Origin of the sequence: Cyanobium sp. Aljojuca 7A6 (assembly GCF_024346455.1) — a bacterium.
Taxonomy (GTDB): domain Bacteria; phylum Cyanobacteriota; class Cyanobacteriia; order PCC-6307; family Cyanobiaceae; genus Cyanobium.
In genome coordinates this window covers 131,043-148,621 of sequence record NZ_JAGQCY010000001.1, presented here as the reverse complement: position 1 = coordinate 148,621, position 17,579 = coordinate 131,043, and the positions used below count along the sequence as shown (strand labels likewise).

General features: G+C 70.6%; 15 protein-coding genes and 1 tRNA gene. 8 read left to right on the top strand and 8 right to left on the bottom strand.

The genetic code is table 11. The features are described from left to right. Positions 1–84 precede the first annotated feature (84 nt). Positions 85–1,482: a TolC family protein gene (locus KBY95_RS00775; RefSeq protein ID WP_254962775.1), complete on the top strand. Its 1,398-nt coding sequence runs from the start codon at positions 85–87 to the stop codon at positions 1,480–1,482. A gap of 19 nt (positions 1,483–1,501) precedes the next feature. Here the strand turns inward: KBY95_RS00775 and KBY95_RS00770 are convergent, their stop codons facing one another. From KBY95_RS00770 to KBY95_RS00740, 7 genes are all read right to left on the bottom strand, one after another. Then, positions 1,502–2,173 carry an ion channel gene (locus KBY95_RS00770; RefSeq protein WP_254956952.1) on the bottom strand — a complete coding sequence of 224 codons (672 nt, stop codon included), beginning with the start codon at positions 2,171–2,173 and terminating at the stop codon, positions 1,502–1,504. 59 nt (positions 2,174–2,232) lie between these two features. Then, positions 2,233–4,527 carry a 1,4-alpha-glucan branching protein GlgB gene (gene glgB / locus KBY95_RS00765; protein WP_254962774.1) on the bottom strand — a complete coding sequence of 765 codons (2,295 nt, stop codon included), beginning with the start codon at positions 4,525–4,527 and terminating at the stop codon, positions 2,233–2,235. Between the two features lie 51 nt (positions 4,528–4,578). Beyond that, entirely contained in the window at positions 4,579–5,349 is a 771-nt protein-coding gene (locus KBY95_RS00760; protein WP_254962773.1) for a DUF3887 domain-containing protein, read from the bottom strand. 22 nt (positions 5,350–5,371) lie between these two features. Beyond that, positions 5,372–6,979, bottom strand: coding sequence for a CocE/NonD family hydrolase (locus tag KBY95_RS00755; RefSeq protein ID WP_254962772.1), 1,608 nt, complete (start codon positions 6,977–6,979; stop codon positions 5,372–5,374). 5 nt (positions 6,980–6,984) lie between these two features. Next, positions 6,985–7,203, bottom strand: a complete 219-nt coding sequence (locus KBY95_RS00750; RefSeq protein WP_254962771.1) for a hypothetical protein — start codon at positions 7,201–7,203, stop codon at positions 6,985–6,987. 170 nt (positions 7,204–7,373) lie between these two features. Next, entirely contained in the window at positions 7,374–7,775 is a 402-nt protein-coding gene (locus tag KBY95_RS00745; RefSeq protein WP_254962770.1) for a DUF4332 domain-containing protein, read from the bottom strand. Between the two features lie 6 nt (positions 7,776–7,781). Beyond that, a complete protein-coding gene (locus KBY95_RS00740; RefSeq protein ID WP_254962769.1) occupies positions 7,782–8,249 on the bottom strand; it encodes a DUF2518 family protein in 468 nt (155 codons plus the stop codon). A 112-nt stretch (positions 8,250–8,361) separates the two neighbouring features. Between KBY95_RS00740 and KBY95_RS16345 the strand changes: the two genes are divergently transcribed. The 7 genes from KBY95_RS16345 (at position 8,362) to KBY95_RS00705 (ending at position 16,646) form a co-directional block, all read left to right on the top strand. Next, positions 8,362–12,642: a translocation/assembly module TamB domain-containing protein gene (locus tag KBY95_RS16345; RefSeq protein WP_315858875.1), complete on the top strand. Its 4,281-nt coding sequence runs from the start codon at positions 8,362–8,364 to the stop codon at positions 12,640–12,642. Then, complete coding sequence (locus tag KBY95_RS00730) at positions 12,642–13,568, top strand: ROK family protein (protein WP_254962768.1); 927 nt, start codon at positions 12,642–12,644, stop codon at positions 13,566–13,568. Before KBY95_RS16345 ends, KBY95_RS00730 begins: the two co-directional genes overlap by 1 nt. After that, a complete protein-coding gene (locus KBY95_RS00725) occupies positions 13,565–14,896 on the top strand; it encodes a glutamate-5-semialdehyde dehydrogenase (protein ID WP_254962767.1) in 1,332 nt (443 codons plus the stop codon). The genes KBY95_RS00730 and KBY95_RS00725 overlap by 4 nt, the downstream gene beginning before the upstream one ends. After that, complete coding sequence (locus KBY95_RS00720) at positions 14,893–15,255, top strand: dihydroneopterin aldolase (protein ID WP_254962766.1); 363 nt, start codon at positions 14,893–14,895, stop codon at positions 15,253–15,255. The genes KBY95_RS00725 and KBY95_RS00720 overlap by 4 nt, the downstream gene beginning before the upstream one ends. A gap of 74 nt (positions 15,256–15,329) precedes the next feature. Continuing rightward, positions 15,330–15,403 (top strand) — tRNA-Pro (locus KBY95_RS00715). A gap of 602 nt (positions 15,404–16,005) precedes the next feature. Next, the gene (locus tag KBY95_RS00710) at positions 16,006–16,254 is read left to right on the top strand and encodes a type II toxin-antitoxin system VapB family antitoxin (protein ID WP_254962765.1); all 249 of its coding nucleotides are present in this window, start codon (positions 16,006–16,008) and stop codon (positions 16,252–16,254) included. Then, the gene (locus KBY95_RS00705) at positions 16,251–16,646 is read left to right on the top strand and encodes a PIN domain nuclease (RefSeq protein ID WP_254962764.1); all 396 of its coding nucleotides are present in this window, start codon (positions 16,251–16,253) and stop codon (positions 16,644–16,646) included. Before KBY95_RS00710 ends, KBY95_RS00705 begins: the two co-directional genes overlap by 4 nt. A 190-nt stretch (positions 16,647–16,836) precedes the next feature. Here the strand turns inward: KBY95_RS00705 and KBY95_RS00700 are convergent, their stop codons facing one another. Beyond that, positions 16,837–17,541 (bottom strand): HD domain-containing protein, encoded by a 705-nt coding sequence (locus KBY95_RS00700; protein WP_254962763.1) that lies wholly within the window; start codon positions 17,539–17,541, stop codon positions 16,837–16,839. Positions 17,542–17,579: the final 38 nt, after the last annotated feature.

The window sequence follows — 17,579 nt, the reverse complement described above, 5'->3', positions numbered from 1 at the left end:
CGATGTGCAGGCGCGATCGGCAGCGTCCGGCCCCTGGCTGCCCTGGCCGCGCTGGTGGCCCTGGCGATGCCGTGTTCCCCGGCGATGGCCCAGGTCCTGAGCTTGGAGCAGGTGCTGCAGCAGGCGCTGCCCAGTTCCCTGCGGCTGGAGCGGGCCCGCCGCCAGCTGCAGCGCGACGGAGCACTGGTGCAGCTGAACAAGGCCCTGCTGCTGCCGCGCCTGAGCCTGGTGGGCCTCGCCAGCTACACCGGAGTGAACAGCTCGGTGGGGCTGCTCACCAACCTCCCCACCCTCGGCGACATCAGCTTCTCCTTGCAGCCGAACGGTTACGCCGAGCTCCGCAACAGCTTCGCCAACGTGGGGCTGCTGGTCGATGCCGACCTGCTGCCCCTCGGCCGCCTGGCCCTGCTGCGGGCCAGCCGTGAACAGCAACGCAGCGGCGAAGCCACCCTGCAGGAAAGCGAGCGGCAGGCCCGCTTCGAGTTGGTGAACGGCTACCGCCAGCTGCAGCTCAGCCAGGCCCTGGTGCCGGTGTGGGCCCAGGCCCTGGCGGGTTCTACGGCCCTGGAGCGCACCGTGGCCAGTTTTCTCAGCAAGGGGCTGGCGGCCCGGCTCGATCTCGAGCGGGCCCGGGCCCTGCGCGCCTCCGACCAGATGGGACTGGAGCAGAGCCAGGCTCGCCTGCTGACGGATCGGGAGAGTCTGGCCACCCTGATGGGCCTGGCCAGCGGCAGTGACCTGCGCGCCGCCGATCCGATCCGCGAACAACCGCCCTGGCCCCTCGATCTGGCGGCCACCGTGGAGGCGTCCCTGCGGCAACGGCCGCTGCTGGAGGCCCTGCGCCGCCAGCAGCAGGCCCAGGCCCAGGAGGCCCGGGCAGCACGGGCCACCCTGATGCCCTCCCTTGCCCTGGTCGCTGGGGTCGGTTACAGCGGCAACCGCCTGGCGGTACCGGTGCTGCGGCAGGGCGGAACGCTGCGGGGGGGGGCGGAGCTGCCCCTGCCGGACTTGAACCAGAACGGTTCGGCCAGCGGCAGCTTCAGCAACTGGGGCGCGGCCCTGCTGCTGCGCCAGCCGCTCTGGGATGGCGGCAGGGCGGCGTCCACGGCAAGGCTCGCCGAGCGCCAGGCCGACCTGCTGGCCGCCGATGCGGACCTGGCCCGCCAGCGGATCCGCCAGGACGTGAGCCGTGCCTGGAGCGACCTGCGCAGCTCCGCGGCGGCGATCGCGGCAGCCCAGGAGGCGGTGCGGGCCGGCGAACGGGCCCTGCGCGATGCCCAGCTGCGCTACCGCGCCCTGGTGGATCCGCTCACCGAAGTGCTTCTGGTGCAGCGGGACCTCCAGGCCAGCCGCGCCTCCCTGCTCACCAGCCTCACCCGTCAGGCCCTCGACCGCTCCGTGCTGGAGCTGGAGACCGGGCTGGTCGATCCGACGGCCGGAGTGGTCGACGCCGCCGTGCCATCGATGGCTGACGGACGCTGAAACGCTGGGCGCGACGGTGTCACCGCTGTCGCCCCGAGGGAGGGTCGATGGGCCCGAACCGGCTGATCAGGACCCCAAGCACCACGGAGGTGTACAGGAGGCCCAGTACCGCCAGGGCCACGGCGGCCAGGCGGGCAGCGGGTTTCACCGGTGTGAGGTCGCCATACCCGAGGGTGGTAAGGCTGACGAAGGAGAAGTAATGGAGTCGCTGAACGGTCTGCTCCCAATCGGCCCCGCCGATGTCCTTGGTGTCCTGTGGCAACACCAGCGTCAAGCCGTTGATGTTGTCGCGAAAGCTGCCGGGCTGGAGGCTCTCCAACAGCACCAGCAGCAGGCCCCCGCCCAGGCCCAGGAGCAGATAGCCGGCGGTGGCCCCGGCCAGTACGGCGCCGTCCACCCGCTCCTCGGCGGCAAGGCAGTGGATCAGCCGCCGCAGGCAGAGGCCGAGGAACAGGGTGTAGAGCACCAGCAGGGCGGGACCGACCAAGCGCAGCAGATCAGGACGCAGCAGCCAGAGGGCCTCCGCCGCCATACAGGTCAGACCCACAGGGCGATGCAGCCGCCCAAGACTCTGGGAAGCGCCCAGGCTCTCGATCGGTGGCTGGCGGAAGGTCAGTACGGCGGTGAGATACAGGTACCCCAGCCAGGGCAGCTTCGCCTCGGGGCCGGTGAACAGAAAAGCGGCGATCACCAGCAAGGTGGTGATCAGCAGGTGGCCGTAGAAGCCTCGGCGGTGGCGGGATCCGGGTCTCAGGACTCGCCGGGCTGGGGCCTGGCAAGGCTGCGGGTCTCGTCCAGACGCAACACCACCACGCTCAGGGGGGGCAGGCAGAGCTCGAGCGAGTTCTGGTAGTCGTGGATGGCCCAGGCATCGGTGAAGCGGCCGCCCAGGTTGCCGAGGTTGCTGCCTCCGTAGCGGCTGCTGTCGGTGTTGAAGACCTCGGCATAGAAGCCCTCCAGGGGCACACCCACCCGGTAGTGGGAATGGCTCTGGGGGGTGAAGTTGGCCACCACCACCACCCAGCGGCCGCTGCCGCTGTCGCGGCGCATGAAGCTGATCACCGAATGGCGGTTGTCGTTGCAGTCGATCCACTGGAAGCCGTACTGGTCGAAGTCATCGCCCCACAGCGCCGCCTCCGACTTGTAGAAGACGTTGAGGTCGTCCACCAGGTTGAGCAGGCCCTTGTGGGCCTCGTAATGCAGCAGTTCCCACTGCAGATCGCCCCAGACGTTCCATTCGGCCCGCTGGCCGAACTCCATACCCATGAAAATCGTTTTCTTGCCCGGGTGGGTCCACATGTAGGCGAGCAGGGCGCGCACATTGGCGAACTTCTGCCAGTCGTCCCCCGGCATCTTGTGCAGCAGGTTGCTCTTGCCGTGCACCACTTCATCGTGGCTCAGGGCCAGCATGAAGTTCTCGGTGAAGGCATACCAGATCGAAAAGGTGACGTGGTTCTGGTGGAACTGGCGGAACCAGGGATCCAGCTCGAAGTAATCGAGCATGTCGTGCATCCAGCCCATGTTCCACTTGAGGTTGAACCCCAGGCCGCCCATGTCGGTGGGCTGGGTCACCATCGGCCAGGTGGTGGATTCCTCGGCGATCGAAAGGGCGCCGGGGAAGTGCTGGAACAGCACGTGGTTGGCCTGCTGCAGGAAGCGCACGGCTTCGAGATTCTCACGCCCGCCCTGTTCATTGGGCAGCCATTCCCCATCCGGGCGCAGGTAGTCGCGATAAAGCATCGAGGCCACCGCATCCACCCGGATGCCATCGATGTGGAACTCCTCGAACCAGTAGATGAGGTTGGCGACGAGGAAGTTGCGCACCTCGTTGCGGCTGTAATTGAAGATCAGCGTGCCCCACTCCTTGTGCTCGCCGATGCGGGGGTCGGCATGCTCGTAGAGGTGGGCGCCATCGAAGAAGGCCAGGCCGTGGCTGTCCTTGGGGAAGTGGCCGGGGACCCAGTCGAGGATCACACCGAGGCCCTCGGCGTGGCAGCGGTCGACGAAGGCGCGGAACTCGTCCGGGCTGCCGAAGCGGCTGGTCGGCGCGTACCAGCCCGTGACCTGATACCCCCAGGAGCCATCGAAGGGATGCTCCGAGATCGGCATCAGCTCGATGTGGGTGAAGCCCCGCTCCTTCACATAGGGGATCACCCTGTCGGCCAGTTCCGGGTAGGTCATCAGCCGGGCCCCCGGTTTCATGTCGGCGGCGGGCACGGGTGGCCGGGCGCTGCCGTCGGCTTCGATGAAGGGCTGGTCGGCGGCGGCATGCATCCAGCTGCCCAGGTGCATCTCGTACACCGCGATCGGCTGGGGCAGGGGATCGCGGCCATCGCGCTCCTCGATCCAGGCGCTGTCGTTCCACTGATAGGTGCCCAGCTGGGCCACGATCGAGCCGGTGTTCGGCCGGATCTCATGGCGGAAGCCGTAGGGGTCGGCCTTCTGATAGCAGTGACCGTTCTGGGCCCTCACCTCGTACTTGTAGGTTTCGCCGACGCCCAGCCCGGGGATGAACAGCTCCCAGGCGCCCCCGAGCCGCTGCTGCATGGGGTGATGGCGGCCGTCCCAGCCGTTGAAATGGCCCAGCAGGGCCACGCTGCGGGCATTGGGCGCCCACAGACAGAACTGCACGCCGGCGACGCCGTCCCGTTCGACGACGTGGGCACCCATGCGCCGCCAGACGTGGTGGTGGTTGCCCTCGGCGAACAGGTGCCGGTCGAGATCCCCCATCCACTCATGGCGGAAGGCCCAGGGGTCGTGTTGCTCGTGCTCGATGCCGCCCCGTTGCACATGCAGGCGATAGCCGCAGCCGGGGTCGGCCTCCAAGCGGGTTTCGAAGATCCAGGGATGGTGGGGATTGGCCATGGCCAGCCGCTCGCCCCCGAGCAACAACTCCACCGAATGGGCGTCCGGCATCCAGGCCCGCACCACCCAGCCACCGCCATCCAGGGGCTGCGGTCCGAGCACGGAGAAGGGATGGTCGTGGCGACATTCCGCCAGCCGATGGGCATCATCGACCATCCATTCGAGGCTGGACAGGGCCATGGAAGATGGGGCGGGCATGCGCCGGGAGCTTACGTCGGTGGGAGCGCCTGCTCAGCGCGCCGGCGAGGGAGGGGCCGGATCCGTGGGGAAATCCACGCCGACGATCTGGTTCTGGGCATCCAGGGTCACGAACAGGTTGTCGGTGAGGCGATTGAACTCGGTGTTGACAATCACCAGCCGCATGTCCGGGGTGCTCTCGGCTCGATGGATGCGCTTCACCCGCACGAAATTTCCTGTGATGCGCTGCAGGTTGAACCATTTCTGCTGCAGCTGGGCCTGGGAAATCTGCTCCTGCATCACCGGGGACAGGAAGCTGCTGGCGGAGATGAAGTGACCCGCCGAGAGGGCGCTGATGAAGTCCCGCACCACCTTTTCGGCGGGCTGGTCGGTGACGTCGAAGTGATAGCCATCGATCTTGCCCTCGGCATCGATCACCATCAGCAGATCGCGCTGGCCGGCGCTGGTGAACAGGGTGGCCTCCACCGTGCTCGAGTCGTAGCCGGGCTGGATGCTGCGGATCGCCCAGCGCAACAGCTTGGGCTGGGTTTTCATGGTGGCCGCCACCATGCTGGGGCTGCTGACGCGCTGCAGGGCCGGCGAGAACTGGTTGAAGCGCGCCTGGGCGTCCCCGTTGCGGATCGTGGCCAGGAACCGCTCGGCGGCGGCGCGGGCCTTGGCTTCGCTCAGCGCGGCGCTCGGCTGGCCGCTGCTGGTGGGAAGCGGCACGGCCTGGGCCCACGCCCCCCGTGGCGCCAGGACCGCCAGGCTGCTCAGGAGCAGCGTCAGGCCGATCAGGGCTCGGCGCGGTTGGGGGCGCGGCATGGGCGACGGGGTTCGATTCGGCTCAGTTTGCCCGAATCAGGGGCTCCAGGCCCAGCCGGCTGCCGTCAAGCTCCAGCGTCAGGCTGATCACCCGGTGGGCAGCGCTGCTGCCACCCGCCGGCAGGCTGCCGTCGCCGGGATTGACGGCGATCAGCGGCCAGGCCGCCGCCGCCAGGGACAGCCGCAGCCGCTGACCGGCGGCCACCAGGGTCGCCAGCGGCTGCAGGGCCAGGCTGCGGGGGCCTGCGGCGGCGGCTTCTTCAGGGCCGAAGCGGGCCACGCCGGTGCTCAGTTGGCGCACGCTTTGGCCGTCCGGACTCACCTCGGAGAGGGCGCCGCAGAGATCGAAGCTGGGCTGGTCGGCGCTCACCCGCAGCTGCAGGCGGACGGTGCCGATCAGCCAGAGATCCTGCTCCAAGGGGGCGCTGCTGAAGCAGGCCACATCGGCACGCCGATCCAGGTCAGCGCGTTCCACCGGTCCGGGCACCAGGCCGAGATGGCCGCCCCGGCCGGGCACCGGCCGCCAGGGGTCGTGCACCAGCACCACCACGCCCTGCCCCGCCGGCTCCGGCCGCAGTTCCCCTTCATCGCAGCGGATCGCCGCCAGACCAATCGAATGCAGCGACCAGCTGAGGGCCGCCCCCTGCGGCTCGCTGGGATCGTCCAGTTTGTGCCAGGCGCCGCTGGCGCAGCACTGCAGGTGGATGGGGGTCTCGGGGGCCGCCGGCGGGCTGGGGGCCGCAACTGTTGCCTCCTGCAGATGGCGTTGGAAGAAGGCCAGCAGCGTGCTGTCGAGGCCGCCGTTCCAATCGAGGTGGCTCCAGGCGCCGATCACGAGCCCGGGGCGGCCGCCGGCGGCGCGGGCCCGGGCCCAGAGATCCAGAACGCCATTCAGGTGCGGATCATGCCAGCCGCCGATCAGCAGCATCGGGCGTCGCAGCAGTGCCGGCGCCACGGTGTGGACCGTCCAGCCCTCCGGGCGGGTGGCATCCTGCCGCAGCCAGCGCAGGCCCATGCCGCTGGGGTCGTGGCGCTCCAGCAGGGCCAGCCCCTCGTCGCTGAACTGGCCCAGTTGCAGGCTGCGGCGGATCTGCCGCCAGCCGGCCCCATCGCCGCGGCGACGGCAGCCCTCCGCCGCCAGTTGCAGAGCCCAGCCCAGCCCCAGGGCCCACCAGTGGGCGCCCCCCTCGCTGGCCCAGTGCAGGCGCTCGTCAAGGCCACACATCGCCGGGGCCAGACAGTCCGGCAGGGCTGCGGCGTCGTCGCCCCCGCTGTTGAGCAGCTGGGTCAGGCCCTGGTAGGAGAAGCCGTAGCTGCCCACACGGCCGTTGCTGCCTTCCAGCGTCCGGGCCCAGCGGACCGTGGCGGCGCCATCGGCCGCCTCCTGGGTGAAGCCATCGAAGCGGCCATCGGACACCCCCCGGCCGCGCACGTCCTGCACCACCACCAGGAACCCGTGGCCGGCATACCAGCTGGGATGGGCGTAGGTCACCGTGGAGGCGATCGCCCGGCCATAGGGCTGGCGCATCAGCAGGACGGGCCAGGGGCCCTGCCCGTCGGGGTGCCACACACGGCTCACCAGCCGCGCCCCATCCGCCAGCAGCAGGGTGGCGTCCCGGGCCCAGACCACGGGACTCAGAACACGGTGGAGCAGTGCAGGCCGATCACATAGGTGGCCAGCACCTCGGCATCCATGGGGCTCAGGCTGCGGCTGCTGGCCAGGCTGGAAATCGACGCCTTGGAGGTGGCCGAGACGCCCTGGGCGTTCAGCTGGCGGAACTGCTGGCAGAGGCTCTGGGCCAGGGCCGGGTTCTGCTTCACCGATTCCAGCAGGGCGGATTGGGCGCGCCCCATGGGCGCCGCCACGGCCGTAAGGCAGGTGGCGCAGAGCAGGGCCGTGAGGCGCCTGCGAAAGGAGTGGTTCGTGGCTTTAAGGGGAGAAAGGCGGATTGCTGGGGGCATCACTGCCTCCGTCCGTTTTCTCCATTCCAGTCACCCCCGCCGGGGTGGCGCGGGCCTGTGGGTCAGTTCGGGGAGCGACCGGACGCCTGCTTGGCTCGGCGGATCCAGCCCAGCACCAGGGGCAGGTCCACCGGAGCCACGGCGGCCCCGGTGAGACGACGCTGCAGCCGTCCCAGCTGCAGCAGCAACTGCTGGGGATCGGCGCCGGCCAGGCCGGCGGGGTTGGCGATGCCTCCATGCAGCAAAAGAGCCGCTTCCTCCGGGGCCAGCCCCACCGCGCTCACCAGCCGGGCCTGACCCCGCAGGCGGATCAGCTTGGCTTCGCTGGCCTCGCCGGAGGCCGCCAGCTGCCGCAGTTGCCCGTCATCCAAGGCCGCCAGGTCGTCCCAGCTCTCGATGCCGGCCCGGCGCAGGCGTTGCTGCTCCCGCCGCATGTGGCCCGCTGGCTGGAAGGGGTGCACCACTGGGGTTCAGACCGCGTCGTCGAGGCTGCTGGTCGCCTGCTCGCGGGTGGTTTCCGCCAGCACCACGGGCCGTGCCAGGCCTGGCTCGACGGCTTCGACCCGCCGCAGCCGCACCCGGACCTGGCCGGCACTGCCGCCACGGCCGCTGCCCCGCAGGTTGCGCGCCACCTGCTCCACGCTGGGGGCCGCTGCGGCGCTCTCCAGATCAGCGGGTGCGGCGGCAATGACCAGATCGGTGCCGTTGTCGAACACGACGGGCACCTGGATCGCTCCCGGCACGCTCACCCGCGGGTTGTAGCTGATGGAGAAGGCCAGGCAGGAGAGCGAGAGCAGGGCCGTGAAACTGGTGATTCCCACCAGACGGAAGCGGATCCCCCAGCGGGACAGGAATCCGGCGATGGTCAGCACCGCCAGCACGCCGCTGGCGGCACCCAGCCAGGTGCCGGCCACAAGCAGGATCGGATCAGCGGCCATGGGGCTGGGGAAGGCGTGACAAGCCCCCTATATTGCGGCCGCCATGGACGGCAACCGACCCCGGTGGATGCGTTGGAAGCCTGACAGACAGTCTTTAGCCGCCCGCCGGCGCGTGGGGAAGGGACTGCTCGCGGTGGGTTTGCTCGGGGCGGGGCTGGGTGCCGGAGTCTTCTGGTTCGACCGGATTGTCGGTGACCTCTACGGGCGCTTCAGGCCGACCCTGGAGCGCCAGATCGGCACGGCCATGGGCCGTCCGCTGGCCCTGGGTCCCTACCGGGGCCTGAACGCCGATGGCGTTTGGATCGGCCCCAGCCGTTTTCTGGCCGGCCCTCAGGACAGCTCCACCGCGACAGTGGAGGCGGTGCGGCTGCGCCTCGACCCCATGGCCAGCCTGCTGTTGCGCGGGCCCGTGCTGGATCTGGGCCTCAAGGGGGCCCGCGCCGACCTGCGCCGCAACGCCAGGGGGCAGTTCTGGGTGCTGGGGTCGGCGCCCCCCGGCCGCGAGCCCCCACGGATCGACCTGCGCCTGGGTCTGCTCCAGCCCGGCGCCGTGCGCGTCTGGGGCGCCGGAGCCACGGCTCGGCCCCTCGATCTGACCCTTTCGGGCCAGGTGGCCGTGCGCCTGCACCGCCGCGAGATCGACCTGGGCCTGCGGCTGGCCCCCCCGGCCGGCGGCGGCTCGCTCCTGGTGGACGGCGGGGGGCAGTGGCAGACGCAGCAGTGGCTGGGCCGGCTGACGGCCCGCCGTTTTCCCCTCGCCCCGCTGCGGTCGCTGTTTCCCTCCGGTGACCGGGCTGGGGGGAGCCTCGCCGGTGTGGCCGACGGGCGCCTGGGGCTGACGATCAACAAGGGCCTGGCCCGCTGCGATGGCGGCCTGGAGCTGCGGGATCTGCGCTGGCAGTTGCAGACCGGCTCGGTGCCGCTGACGGCGGAGCGGCTGCCCCTCAGCTGTCGCGACAGGGCCCTGATCCTGCCCGCCAGCCCCTGGCGCTACGGGACCTGGGGCGGCCGCCTGACCGCCAGGGCCGAAGCGGATCGCCGCCTGGACCTCCAGCTCGTCGTCCAGCCGCCACCGCGCCATCCCCTGGGGCGCCAACCCCTGCAGGCCGACCTCAAGGGACGCTGGGGCGATGGCTTGCTGCGCCTCACCCGGCTCGATGGCCGGCTGGGTCGCTCCACGCTCAGGGCCAGCGGCAGTGTCGGCCGTTCGCTGGCCCTCGACGCCCGCTGGCGCCTGGATCCCGATGATTTTCCCGCCGCCGCCAAGCTGCCGGAGTGGTTGCGGCAGCCCCTCGCCGGCCGCCTGCGGGCCGATGGCCGCCTGGCGGCGCCGCGCCTGCGGCTGGAGACGGGCCAGGCGTCCCAGCGGCTCCTGGGCCCCTGGCAGGCGGCGCTGGTGTGGCGCGACCGTTTGCTGCGGCTGGAGCGCTTCGAGGCCGACCGCCTCAAGGCCACCGCCCAGCTGCCCCTGTCCTTCCAGGCGGGCAAGGGGTTGGTGGCCGGTCCTTTGCTGGCCCGCGTCGATGTCCAGGACTATCCCCTGGCCCGCCTCAATCCGCTGCTCGGCACCACCTTGCAGGGGCAGCTGGATGGGGCGGGCACGATCGCCGGGCCCCTGGCGGAACTGCGTCCCGACCTGCAGCTGCGCCTGGAGCAGCCCGGGGCGGGTCCCCTGCTGCTGCGGGAAACCTGGAGCGGCAGCCTCAAGGACCGTTCCCTGGATCTGACGGCGGTGGCGCCGACGCCGCAGGGACGGATCACGGCCCTGCTCGACCGTCGCTGGCAACCGGTGCGGGCCGCCATCGATCGGGACGGCGGCCAGCTGAGCCTCGACGGCCGGCCGGCGGGCTACCGCTGGGTGGCGCGCGCCTTCCCCTTGCGGGGCCTGTCGGTGGCCACCGGACCCAACCGCCGCCTGCGCCCCCTGGAGGGGGACCTCAGCGGTAGCGGCCGGCTGGGGCTGCAGCCCCTCAGTTTCGACGGCCGGGTGGAGCTGCTCTCGCCCCAGTTCCTCGGGGTGGGGGGACGCCGCATCCAGGCCGATGTGGCCTACGACGACCGCCAGTACCGGGTGAACGGCCAGATCGAGCCCCTCGGTGAGGGCAGCATCGCCGCAACGGTTTCCGGGCGCTGGAACGGTCCGTTCCGGGCCCGCTTCGAGGCCCGCCAGCTGTCCACCCTGCTGTTCCGCCAGCTCAACGACGCCTGGCCGATCTGGCGCGGGGCGCCGGCGCCGCAGCGCGGCCGGGCCAGCGACCTGGGCAGCCTGGTGATCGACACCATGGCCGGCACGGTCACCGACCAGCTGCTGGCCCTGGCCCAGGCGGAGCAGCGGGTCGCCGCCAGGGTCCAGGCGGCCAGCCGGGCCAGCCGGGCCGAACGGCTCGAGCGCCTGCAGGCCCGGATCGATGCCGATCTGCTGCTCAGCGGCCCGGATTTCGCCCGCACCAGGGCCGACCTCAAGGCCACCGGCCACCTCTGGTACAACCAGGGCGACCGGGCCCAGGCCCTGGCCGGCAAGCCGTTCGAGGTGCGGCTGGAGGGTCCGCTCACGGGGGGCAGCGGCAGTTTCAGCCTCGCCGACCTGCCCCTTTCCCTGCTGGCCCTGCTGACCCCCCTGCCGGAGAACCTGCGCGGCGCTCTGGCCGCCCGGGGCCGCTACCGGCTGGGCGGCGCTCGCCCCGAGCTCAGCCTCGATCTGGCCCTGGTGGAGGGCCGCCTCGGCGAGGAGGCCCTGGCGCTGGAGCGGGGGCGGGTGGAGCTGAAGGCCGAAGGGATCGGGCTGGATCTAGCCCTGCGGGCCGAGGGAGCCTCCCGCAGCGTCGACCTGTCGGGCACCATCCCGCTGGTGGCGTCGCAGCAGGGCCTCGAACTGCGCCTCGCCACCCGGGGCGATGGCCTGCGTTTCCTCACCCGTCTGGGGGGTCAGGCCTTCACGTGGCAGGAGGGTGGCGCTGACCTGCAGCTGCTGGTGCGCGGCAGCCTCGACGATCCGATCGCAAACGGCTTCCTGCGCCTGCGGGAGCTCAGCTTCCGCTTCATCGGCCAGGAGGTGCGCGAGGTGGAAGCCACGATCCTGTTCGACTTCGAGCAGCTGGTGGTGCAGGAGTTCCGCGCCCGGGTGGGGCCGAAGGGTGTGGTCGTCGGCGACGGTCGTCTGGGGCTGTTCCGTCCCCTCGCCGAAGACAAGACCCTGGTGATGAAGCTGGAGCAGGTGCCCTTCTCGGTGCCGCGCGTGGTGGCGGTGGGGGATGGGCAGCTGCACCTGAGCGGCAGCCTGCTGGCCCCGGTGCTGGGCGGCGACGTGGCGATCGGCCGCGGCACGATCAACGTCCAGCCTGGACAGCTGGCGGCGAGCGAGCCGGTGTCCGACCAGCCGGTGCAGCCGCGCACCATGCCCGAGCTGCTGGAGTCGAAGTGGACCTTCGACCAGCCCCTGGTGCTGCTCGGTCCCGATGTGGAGTCCACCACCGCCGAAGCCCTGCGCGGCTCGGTGCCCCGCTTTCCCTACCTGGCCTTCGAGGACCTGACCCTGCGGCTGGGTCCGGATCTGCGGGTGGTGATCCCCAACATCGCCAACTTCACCACGGCCGGCCGGCTGCGCATCAATGGCCGCCTCGATCCCTCCCTTCGGGCCTCCGGGGTGGTGCGGCTGCTGGGGGGACGGCTGAGCCTGTTCACCACCAGCTTCAGCCTCGATCCCGATGCCCCCAACGTGGCGATCTTCACCCCCTCCATGGGGCTGGTGCCCTACCTCGACATCGCCCTGCGCACCCGCATCTCCGACAGCCTCAGCGTCTTGTCCCCGTCCGGGGTGGGGGAGGTGGGACCCTCGGTGCAGAACGCCCCCAACCAGGCCGGCCTCTCGGCCCTCAACCAGCTCAACCTGATCCTGGTCGTCGTGGCGGTGAGCGGTCCGGCCGACCGTATCGCCGAGAACCTCACGCTGCGCAGCAGCCCCCCCCTGCCGCAGGAGCGGCTCGTGGCCCTGATCGGTGGCAACTCCCTGGCCGGTCTGAGCGGCGGCGGTGCCGGGGCGGCCCTGGCCACGGTGGTGGGCCAGACCCTGCTGTCGCCGCTGCTGGCCTCGCTCAGCGACGCCTTCGGTCAGCGGGTGAGCCTGGCCCTCTACCCCACCTACGTGAACCAGTCGATCGACACCGAGCGGGAACGCACCAGCCGGCGGGTGCCGCCCCAGCTGGTGCTGGGCGCCGAGATCGGCGTTGACATCACCAACCGCTTCAGCATGTCGGTGTTGGCGGCCCCGAACCGTTCCGATGTGCCCCCCCAGGTGACGCTCACCTACAAGGCCTCCGACACCTTCAACCTGCAGACCTCGGTCGACACCGAAGGGGCCTGGCAGTCGCTGCTGCAGGTGTTCCTGCGCTTCTGATGGCGTCGTCTCCCGCCCGACCTCCCGGTGAGGCCCAGCTGATCGGCATCGATCTGGGCGGCACGGCCATCAAGCTGGCCCGCTGTGATCAGCAGGGCGCGTTGCTTGCCGAGGCCGAGGTGCCCACCCCCCAGCCGGCGATGCCGGGGGCGGTGTGCGTGGCCCTGGCCGAGGCCGTCGCGGCCATCGACCCCGATCGCCTCGCCGGCCGGGTGGGCCTCGGTCTGCCGGGGCCCTGCGATGCGGCGGGCCGGGTGGCGCGGATTTCGATCAACCTGCCGCTCTGGCGGGATGTACCCCTGGCCGCCTGGCTGGAAGCCGAGCTGGGGCGGCGGGTGATCCTGGGCAACGACGCCAACTGTGCCCTGCTCGGTGAGGCCTGGCAGGGGGCGGCCCGGGGTGTCGACAACGTGCTGCTGCTCACCCTTGGCACCGGTGTGGGCGGGGCGGTGCTGCTCGGCGGCCAGCTGTTCACCGGCCACGGCGGCGCGGCGGCCGAACCGGGCCTGATCGGCGTGGATCCCGATGGCCCCGAATGCCGCAGCGGCAACCGGGGCTCCCTGGAGCAGTTCTGCAGCCTCGGCGGCCTGGCCCGCCTCAGCCCGCTCGATCCAATGGAGCTCTGCCGCCGTGCCGATGCCGGCGACACCGAGGCCCTGGCGGTGTGGCAGGCCTATGGACGCCTGCTCGGGGTGGGGCTGAGTTCGCTGCTCTACGTGCTCACCCCGGAGCTGGTGCTGATCGGCGGCGGCCTCAGCGGCGCCAGCCACCATTTCCTGCCGGCGGTCTGGCGGGAAGTGGAGCAGCGGGTGCTGGCGGTGAGCCGGGAGGGTCTGGTGATCCGCCGCTGCGCGCTGGGCAATGGCGCCGGCCGGCTGGGGGCGGTGCGGCTGGCGCTGGATCGCTTGGGAGAATGGCCGTCATGAGCCAGACCATCACCCCGCCCGCCAGCGTCGTGCCGGAGCCCGACCCCCAGCTGCTGCAGCGGGCCGCGGCGGTGCGCCGCGCCGCCATGGCCCTGGGCCAATGCGGCGATGCCGAACGCCGTGCCGCCGTCGAGGCGATGGCCGAGGCCCTGGAGGCGGCCAGCGTCGAGATCCTGGAGGCCAACCGCGCCGACCTGGCGGCCGCGGCTGCCGAGGGGCTGGCACCAGCCCTGGTGGCCCGCCTCAAGTTGGATGGCGCCAAACTGGCGGGCGCCATCGCCGGCGTACGCCAGGTGGCGGCCCTGGAGGATCCGGTGGGCCGGCGCCAACTGCACACCGAACTCGATGAGGGGCTGGTGCTGGAGCGGCTGAGTGTGCCCCTGGGGGTGCTGGGGGTGATCTTCGAGGCCCGGCCCGATGCGGTGATGCAGATCGCCTCGCTGGCAATCCGCTCGGGCAATGGCGCCCTGCTCAAAGGGGGCCGGGAGGCCAGCCGCAGCTGCCAGGCGATCGTGGCGGCCCTGCAGCGGGGCCTGGCCGCCAGCGCCGTGGCCCCTGGCAGCCTGGAGCTGCTAACCAGCCGCGCCGAGAGCCTGGGGCTGCTGCGGCTCGATGGCCTGGTGGATCTGATCATTCCCCGGGGCTCCAACGCCCTGGTGCGTTTCATCCAGGACAACACCCGCATCCCCGTGCTCGGCCACGCCGACGGCATCTGCCATCTGTATGTGGACCGGGCCGCCGATCCGGCCCTGGCGCTGCGCATCGCCCTCGACAGCAAGATCCAGTACCCGGCGGCCTGCAATGCCATCGAGACCCTGCTGCTGCACCAGGCCATCGCACCAGCGTTCCTGACGGCGGCGCTGCCGGCCTTCGCGGCGGCGGCGGTGCAGCTGCGGGGCGATGCCGCCGCCTGCGCCCTGGGGGTGGAGCAGGCGGCCGGGCCCGGCGCCTGGGACACGGAGTATTCGGATCTGATCCTCAACGTCAAGGTGGTGGAGGATCTCGAGGCGGCCCTGGAGCATGTGAGACGCCACGGCTCCCGCCACACCGACGCCATCGCCACCGCCGACCCGGCGGCCGCCGACCGGTTCCTGCGGGCCGTGGACAGCGCCGGGGTGTTCCTGAACTGCTCCACCCGCTTCGCCGACGGCAACCGCTACGGCTTCGGCGCTGAGGTGGGCATCAGCACCCAGACCCTGCCGCCTCGAGGCCCGGTGGGGCTCGAGGGGCTGGTCACCTACCGCTACCGCCTGCGCGGTGAGGGCCACATCGCCGCCGACTACGCCGAAGGCCGGCGGCAGTTCAGCCATCGCCCCCTGCCCCTGTGACCGAGGCGATCCATGTGCGCGGTCTGCGGCTCTGGGCCCATGTGGGGGTGTACGAGCGCGAGCGCTTGCACGGCCAGTGGTTCGAGCTGGCCTTTTCTCTGGGGGTGGATCTGGGCGCCGTGGCCCGCAGTGACGACCTCAGCCAGGGCTTCGACTACGGCCGCGGCATTGCGGCGCTGCAGCAGCAGGCCCGCACCATCCGCTGCCTCACCCTGGAGCACTACAGCGAGCGGATCCTCGATGCCCTTGAAGCCTGCTACGGGACGATTCCCCTGGCGGTGGAAGTCTGCAAGTGCCGGGTGCCGGTTCCCGGCTTCGACGGCAACGTGACCGTCAGCCGGCGGCGGCGCTGGGGGTGAGGTGGGGGGATGCCGGGCTTGGCCGTCCGAGAACTCCTGACGGCTTGAAGGCCCGTGAACTAAGGTCTCCCTATCGGGGCGTGGCGCAGCTTGGTAGCGCGGGTGCTTTGGGAGCACTAGGTCGCAGGTTCGAATCCTGTCGCCCCGATTGACTTTTCAGGCATCGGCCCAGCGGGTTGAGCACAAAATGAGCACAAAACGTCCGGCGCCCTGATTCGGGCAGACCTTTGGACGGTGGGGTGGTCATGCTGCAAAGCGATACTGAACGCTGCTCATTCCCCGTACTACGCCATTCGCACAGGGTTGCGGAATGCACTGCTCCACGCCATAACCAGCAGCCAAGCCTTACGGCAGAAGCTTGATTCTGAAGCTGCACAGCTCGGCCGAGGGATGGTTTCCAGAGCTGTGGTGACTCTGCTGCAGATCTTGCCCCAGGCGTCCACCGGAGCCACCATCCAGTTCTGCCATTGCCGCCGAAGCTTCCTTGGCGTTGGGTGTTGTTGCCAGGTGGAGGCGCCATGGAGATCACGATCGGCAAGGCCCGTCGCGGCCAGCTCTCTGATCCCCTGCCCGGTCAGGTCTATGTGGGCCGGCCCAGCCCGCTACCGGCACTGGCTCTGGGCCCAGCTGCAGGTGCCCGGCTCGCCGCAGCGGCGCGAGCTGGAGCTGGTCCTTGGCTGAAGGGGCCGGCTCGATGGCTCGGGCGACCCTTGCCGGACCTGTCTGTTCCACGGCCCCGCATGTGTACGAATGGCCTACGCTTTACACATCAGCGGTGATGGCAGGGCCATGCGCACCAACATCGTCATCGACGACGACCTGATGCAGCAGGCCATGCAGGTCAGTGGGGCCCGCAGCAAGCGGGAGGCCGTGGAACTGGGCCTGCGCACCCTGGTGCGGCTGCAGCAGCAGGGTGAGATGCGGGCGTTCCGCGGCCAGCTCCACTGGGACGGTGACCTAGAGGCCCAACGGCTTGATGGGCCCGATGTAGCGGCGTGATCGTCGTTGATTCCTCGGTCTGGATCGACTTTTTCAACGGGGTCAGCACGCCCGAGGTGGAGCGCCTCGATGGGCTGCTCGGGGAGAGGCCGCTGGCGATCGGCGATCTGATCCTGGTGGAGGTGCTGCAGGGATTCCGCCATGGACGTGATGTGGCCAAGGCCCGGCAGCTGTTCCAGTCGCTGACCCTGCTGCCGATGCTGGAGGGACGCAACGCCTGGGTGGCGGCAGAGAACTACCGGCAGCTGCGCAGCAAGGGGATCACGGTGCGCAAGACGATCGACGGGATCATCGCCACCGCCTGCATCGAGGCCAACCTGCCGTTGCTGTTCAGTGATCGTGATTTCCTGCCCTACGTGGAGCATCTGGGGCTGCAGCCGGTGCTGGGCTGAGCCACTCCCGTGGCCGAATGTCGCCGCCTCGCTGGGGCAGGAGCTGTCACGCTGCCCCGGTTGGAAGCAGGCTGACGGCGTTCGACGCCATGAACGGGACTGTCCATCGGTGCGCGGGCCCATGGGGGAGCAATGTGCCGCCGGGGCCAACGAGCAACGGTGGCGCGTAGATCGGGGCCTTAGGCGTCTGTCAGGCAGCGCCGCTGCTCGATCCGCCGGCCGTTGAGCCGCGCCGGTGCGTCTCCGGTCGCTCCAGGTACCCCGCCGCCCACACCGCCGGGGCAATCCCGGATGGCACCAGGTGCCCGTAGGCCTCACTGGCGAGGATCTCGTTCACGGCCTCACCGAGCAGTTCGTTGGAGCGGCTGTTGGGCAGCCGGTGATTGAGGCTCTGGTGGATGCGCAGTAGGTACCAGGCGGTGCCGTCGAGCCCCGCCTTGAAGCGATCCCAGCTGGCAGGATTGCGGCGGGCATCGAGCACTTGGTCGCGGGCGTTGTGGGCCTTGTCAGCTGCTGTCACCCGCAACGAGCCCTCACTCTTGTGATCAAGAGCGGCCACGTAACGGGTCTTGCGCACCAGCCAGGGTTCTTTGCCGGCACCGGTCAGGCCCTCGGCGGTGTCCGTGCAGTCGAGCACGATGGCGGCCACCTCCTCGCCAAAGCGCTGGGCAATTGAGGTGTGGCTCTGGCCCGCATCCTCGATGGCGTCGTGCAGCAGGCCTGCGATCGCCTGATCTTCCGTGCCGCCATCCTCCCAGACCAGGCCGCTGACGGCGATCAGGTGGGAGATGTAGGGCACCGGCTTGCCGTTGCGGGACTGGCAGCGGTGCAGCTGAGCGGTCCAGAGCAGGGCCTCGTCGTAGCGCTCGCTGTGGGTGGGGGGCTTGTTCGTCATCAACAGATCCTGGATCGCTTCCGGGTTCGGCGTTGGTG

Coding starts and splice junctions, on each gene's coding strand:
- KBY95_RS00775 (WP_254962775.1), top strand. CDS start 85: ATGGCCCAGGTCCTGAGCTTGGAGCAGGTGCTGCAGCAGGCGCTGCCC.
- glgB (WP_254962774.1), bottom strand. CDS start 4,527: ATGGCCCTGTCCAGCCTCGAATGGATGGTCGATGATGCCCATCGGCTG.
- KBY95_RS00760 (WP_254962773.1), bottom strand. CDS start 5,349: ATGCCGCGCCCCCAACCGCGCCGAGCCCTGATCGGCCTGACGCTGCTC.
- KBY95_RS00750 (WP_254962771.1), bottom strand. CDS start 7,203: ATGGGGCGCGCCCAATCCGCCCTGCTGGAATCGGTGAAGCAGAACCCG.
- KBY95_RS00740 (WP_254962769.1), bottom strand. CDS start 8,249: ATGGCCGCTGATCCGATCCTGCTTGTGGCCGGCACCTGGCTGGGTGCC.
- KBY95_RS00730 (WP_254962768.1), top strand. CDS start 12,642: ATGGCGTCGTCTCCCGCCCGACCTCCCGGTGAGGCCCAGCTGATCGGC.
- KBY95_RS00725 (WP_254962767.1), top strand. CDS start 13,565: ATGAGCCAGACCATCACCCCGCCCGCCAGCGTCGTGCCGGAGCCCGAC.
- KBY95_RS00710 (WP_254962765.1), top strand. CDS start 16,006: ATGGCCTACGCTTTACACATCAGCGGTGATGGCAGGGCCATGCGCACC.
- KBY95_RS00700 (WP_254962763.1), bottom strand. CDS start 17,541: ATGACGAACAAGCCCCCCACCCACAGCGAGCGCTACGACGAGGCCCTG.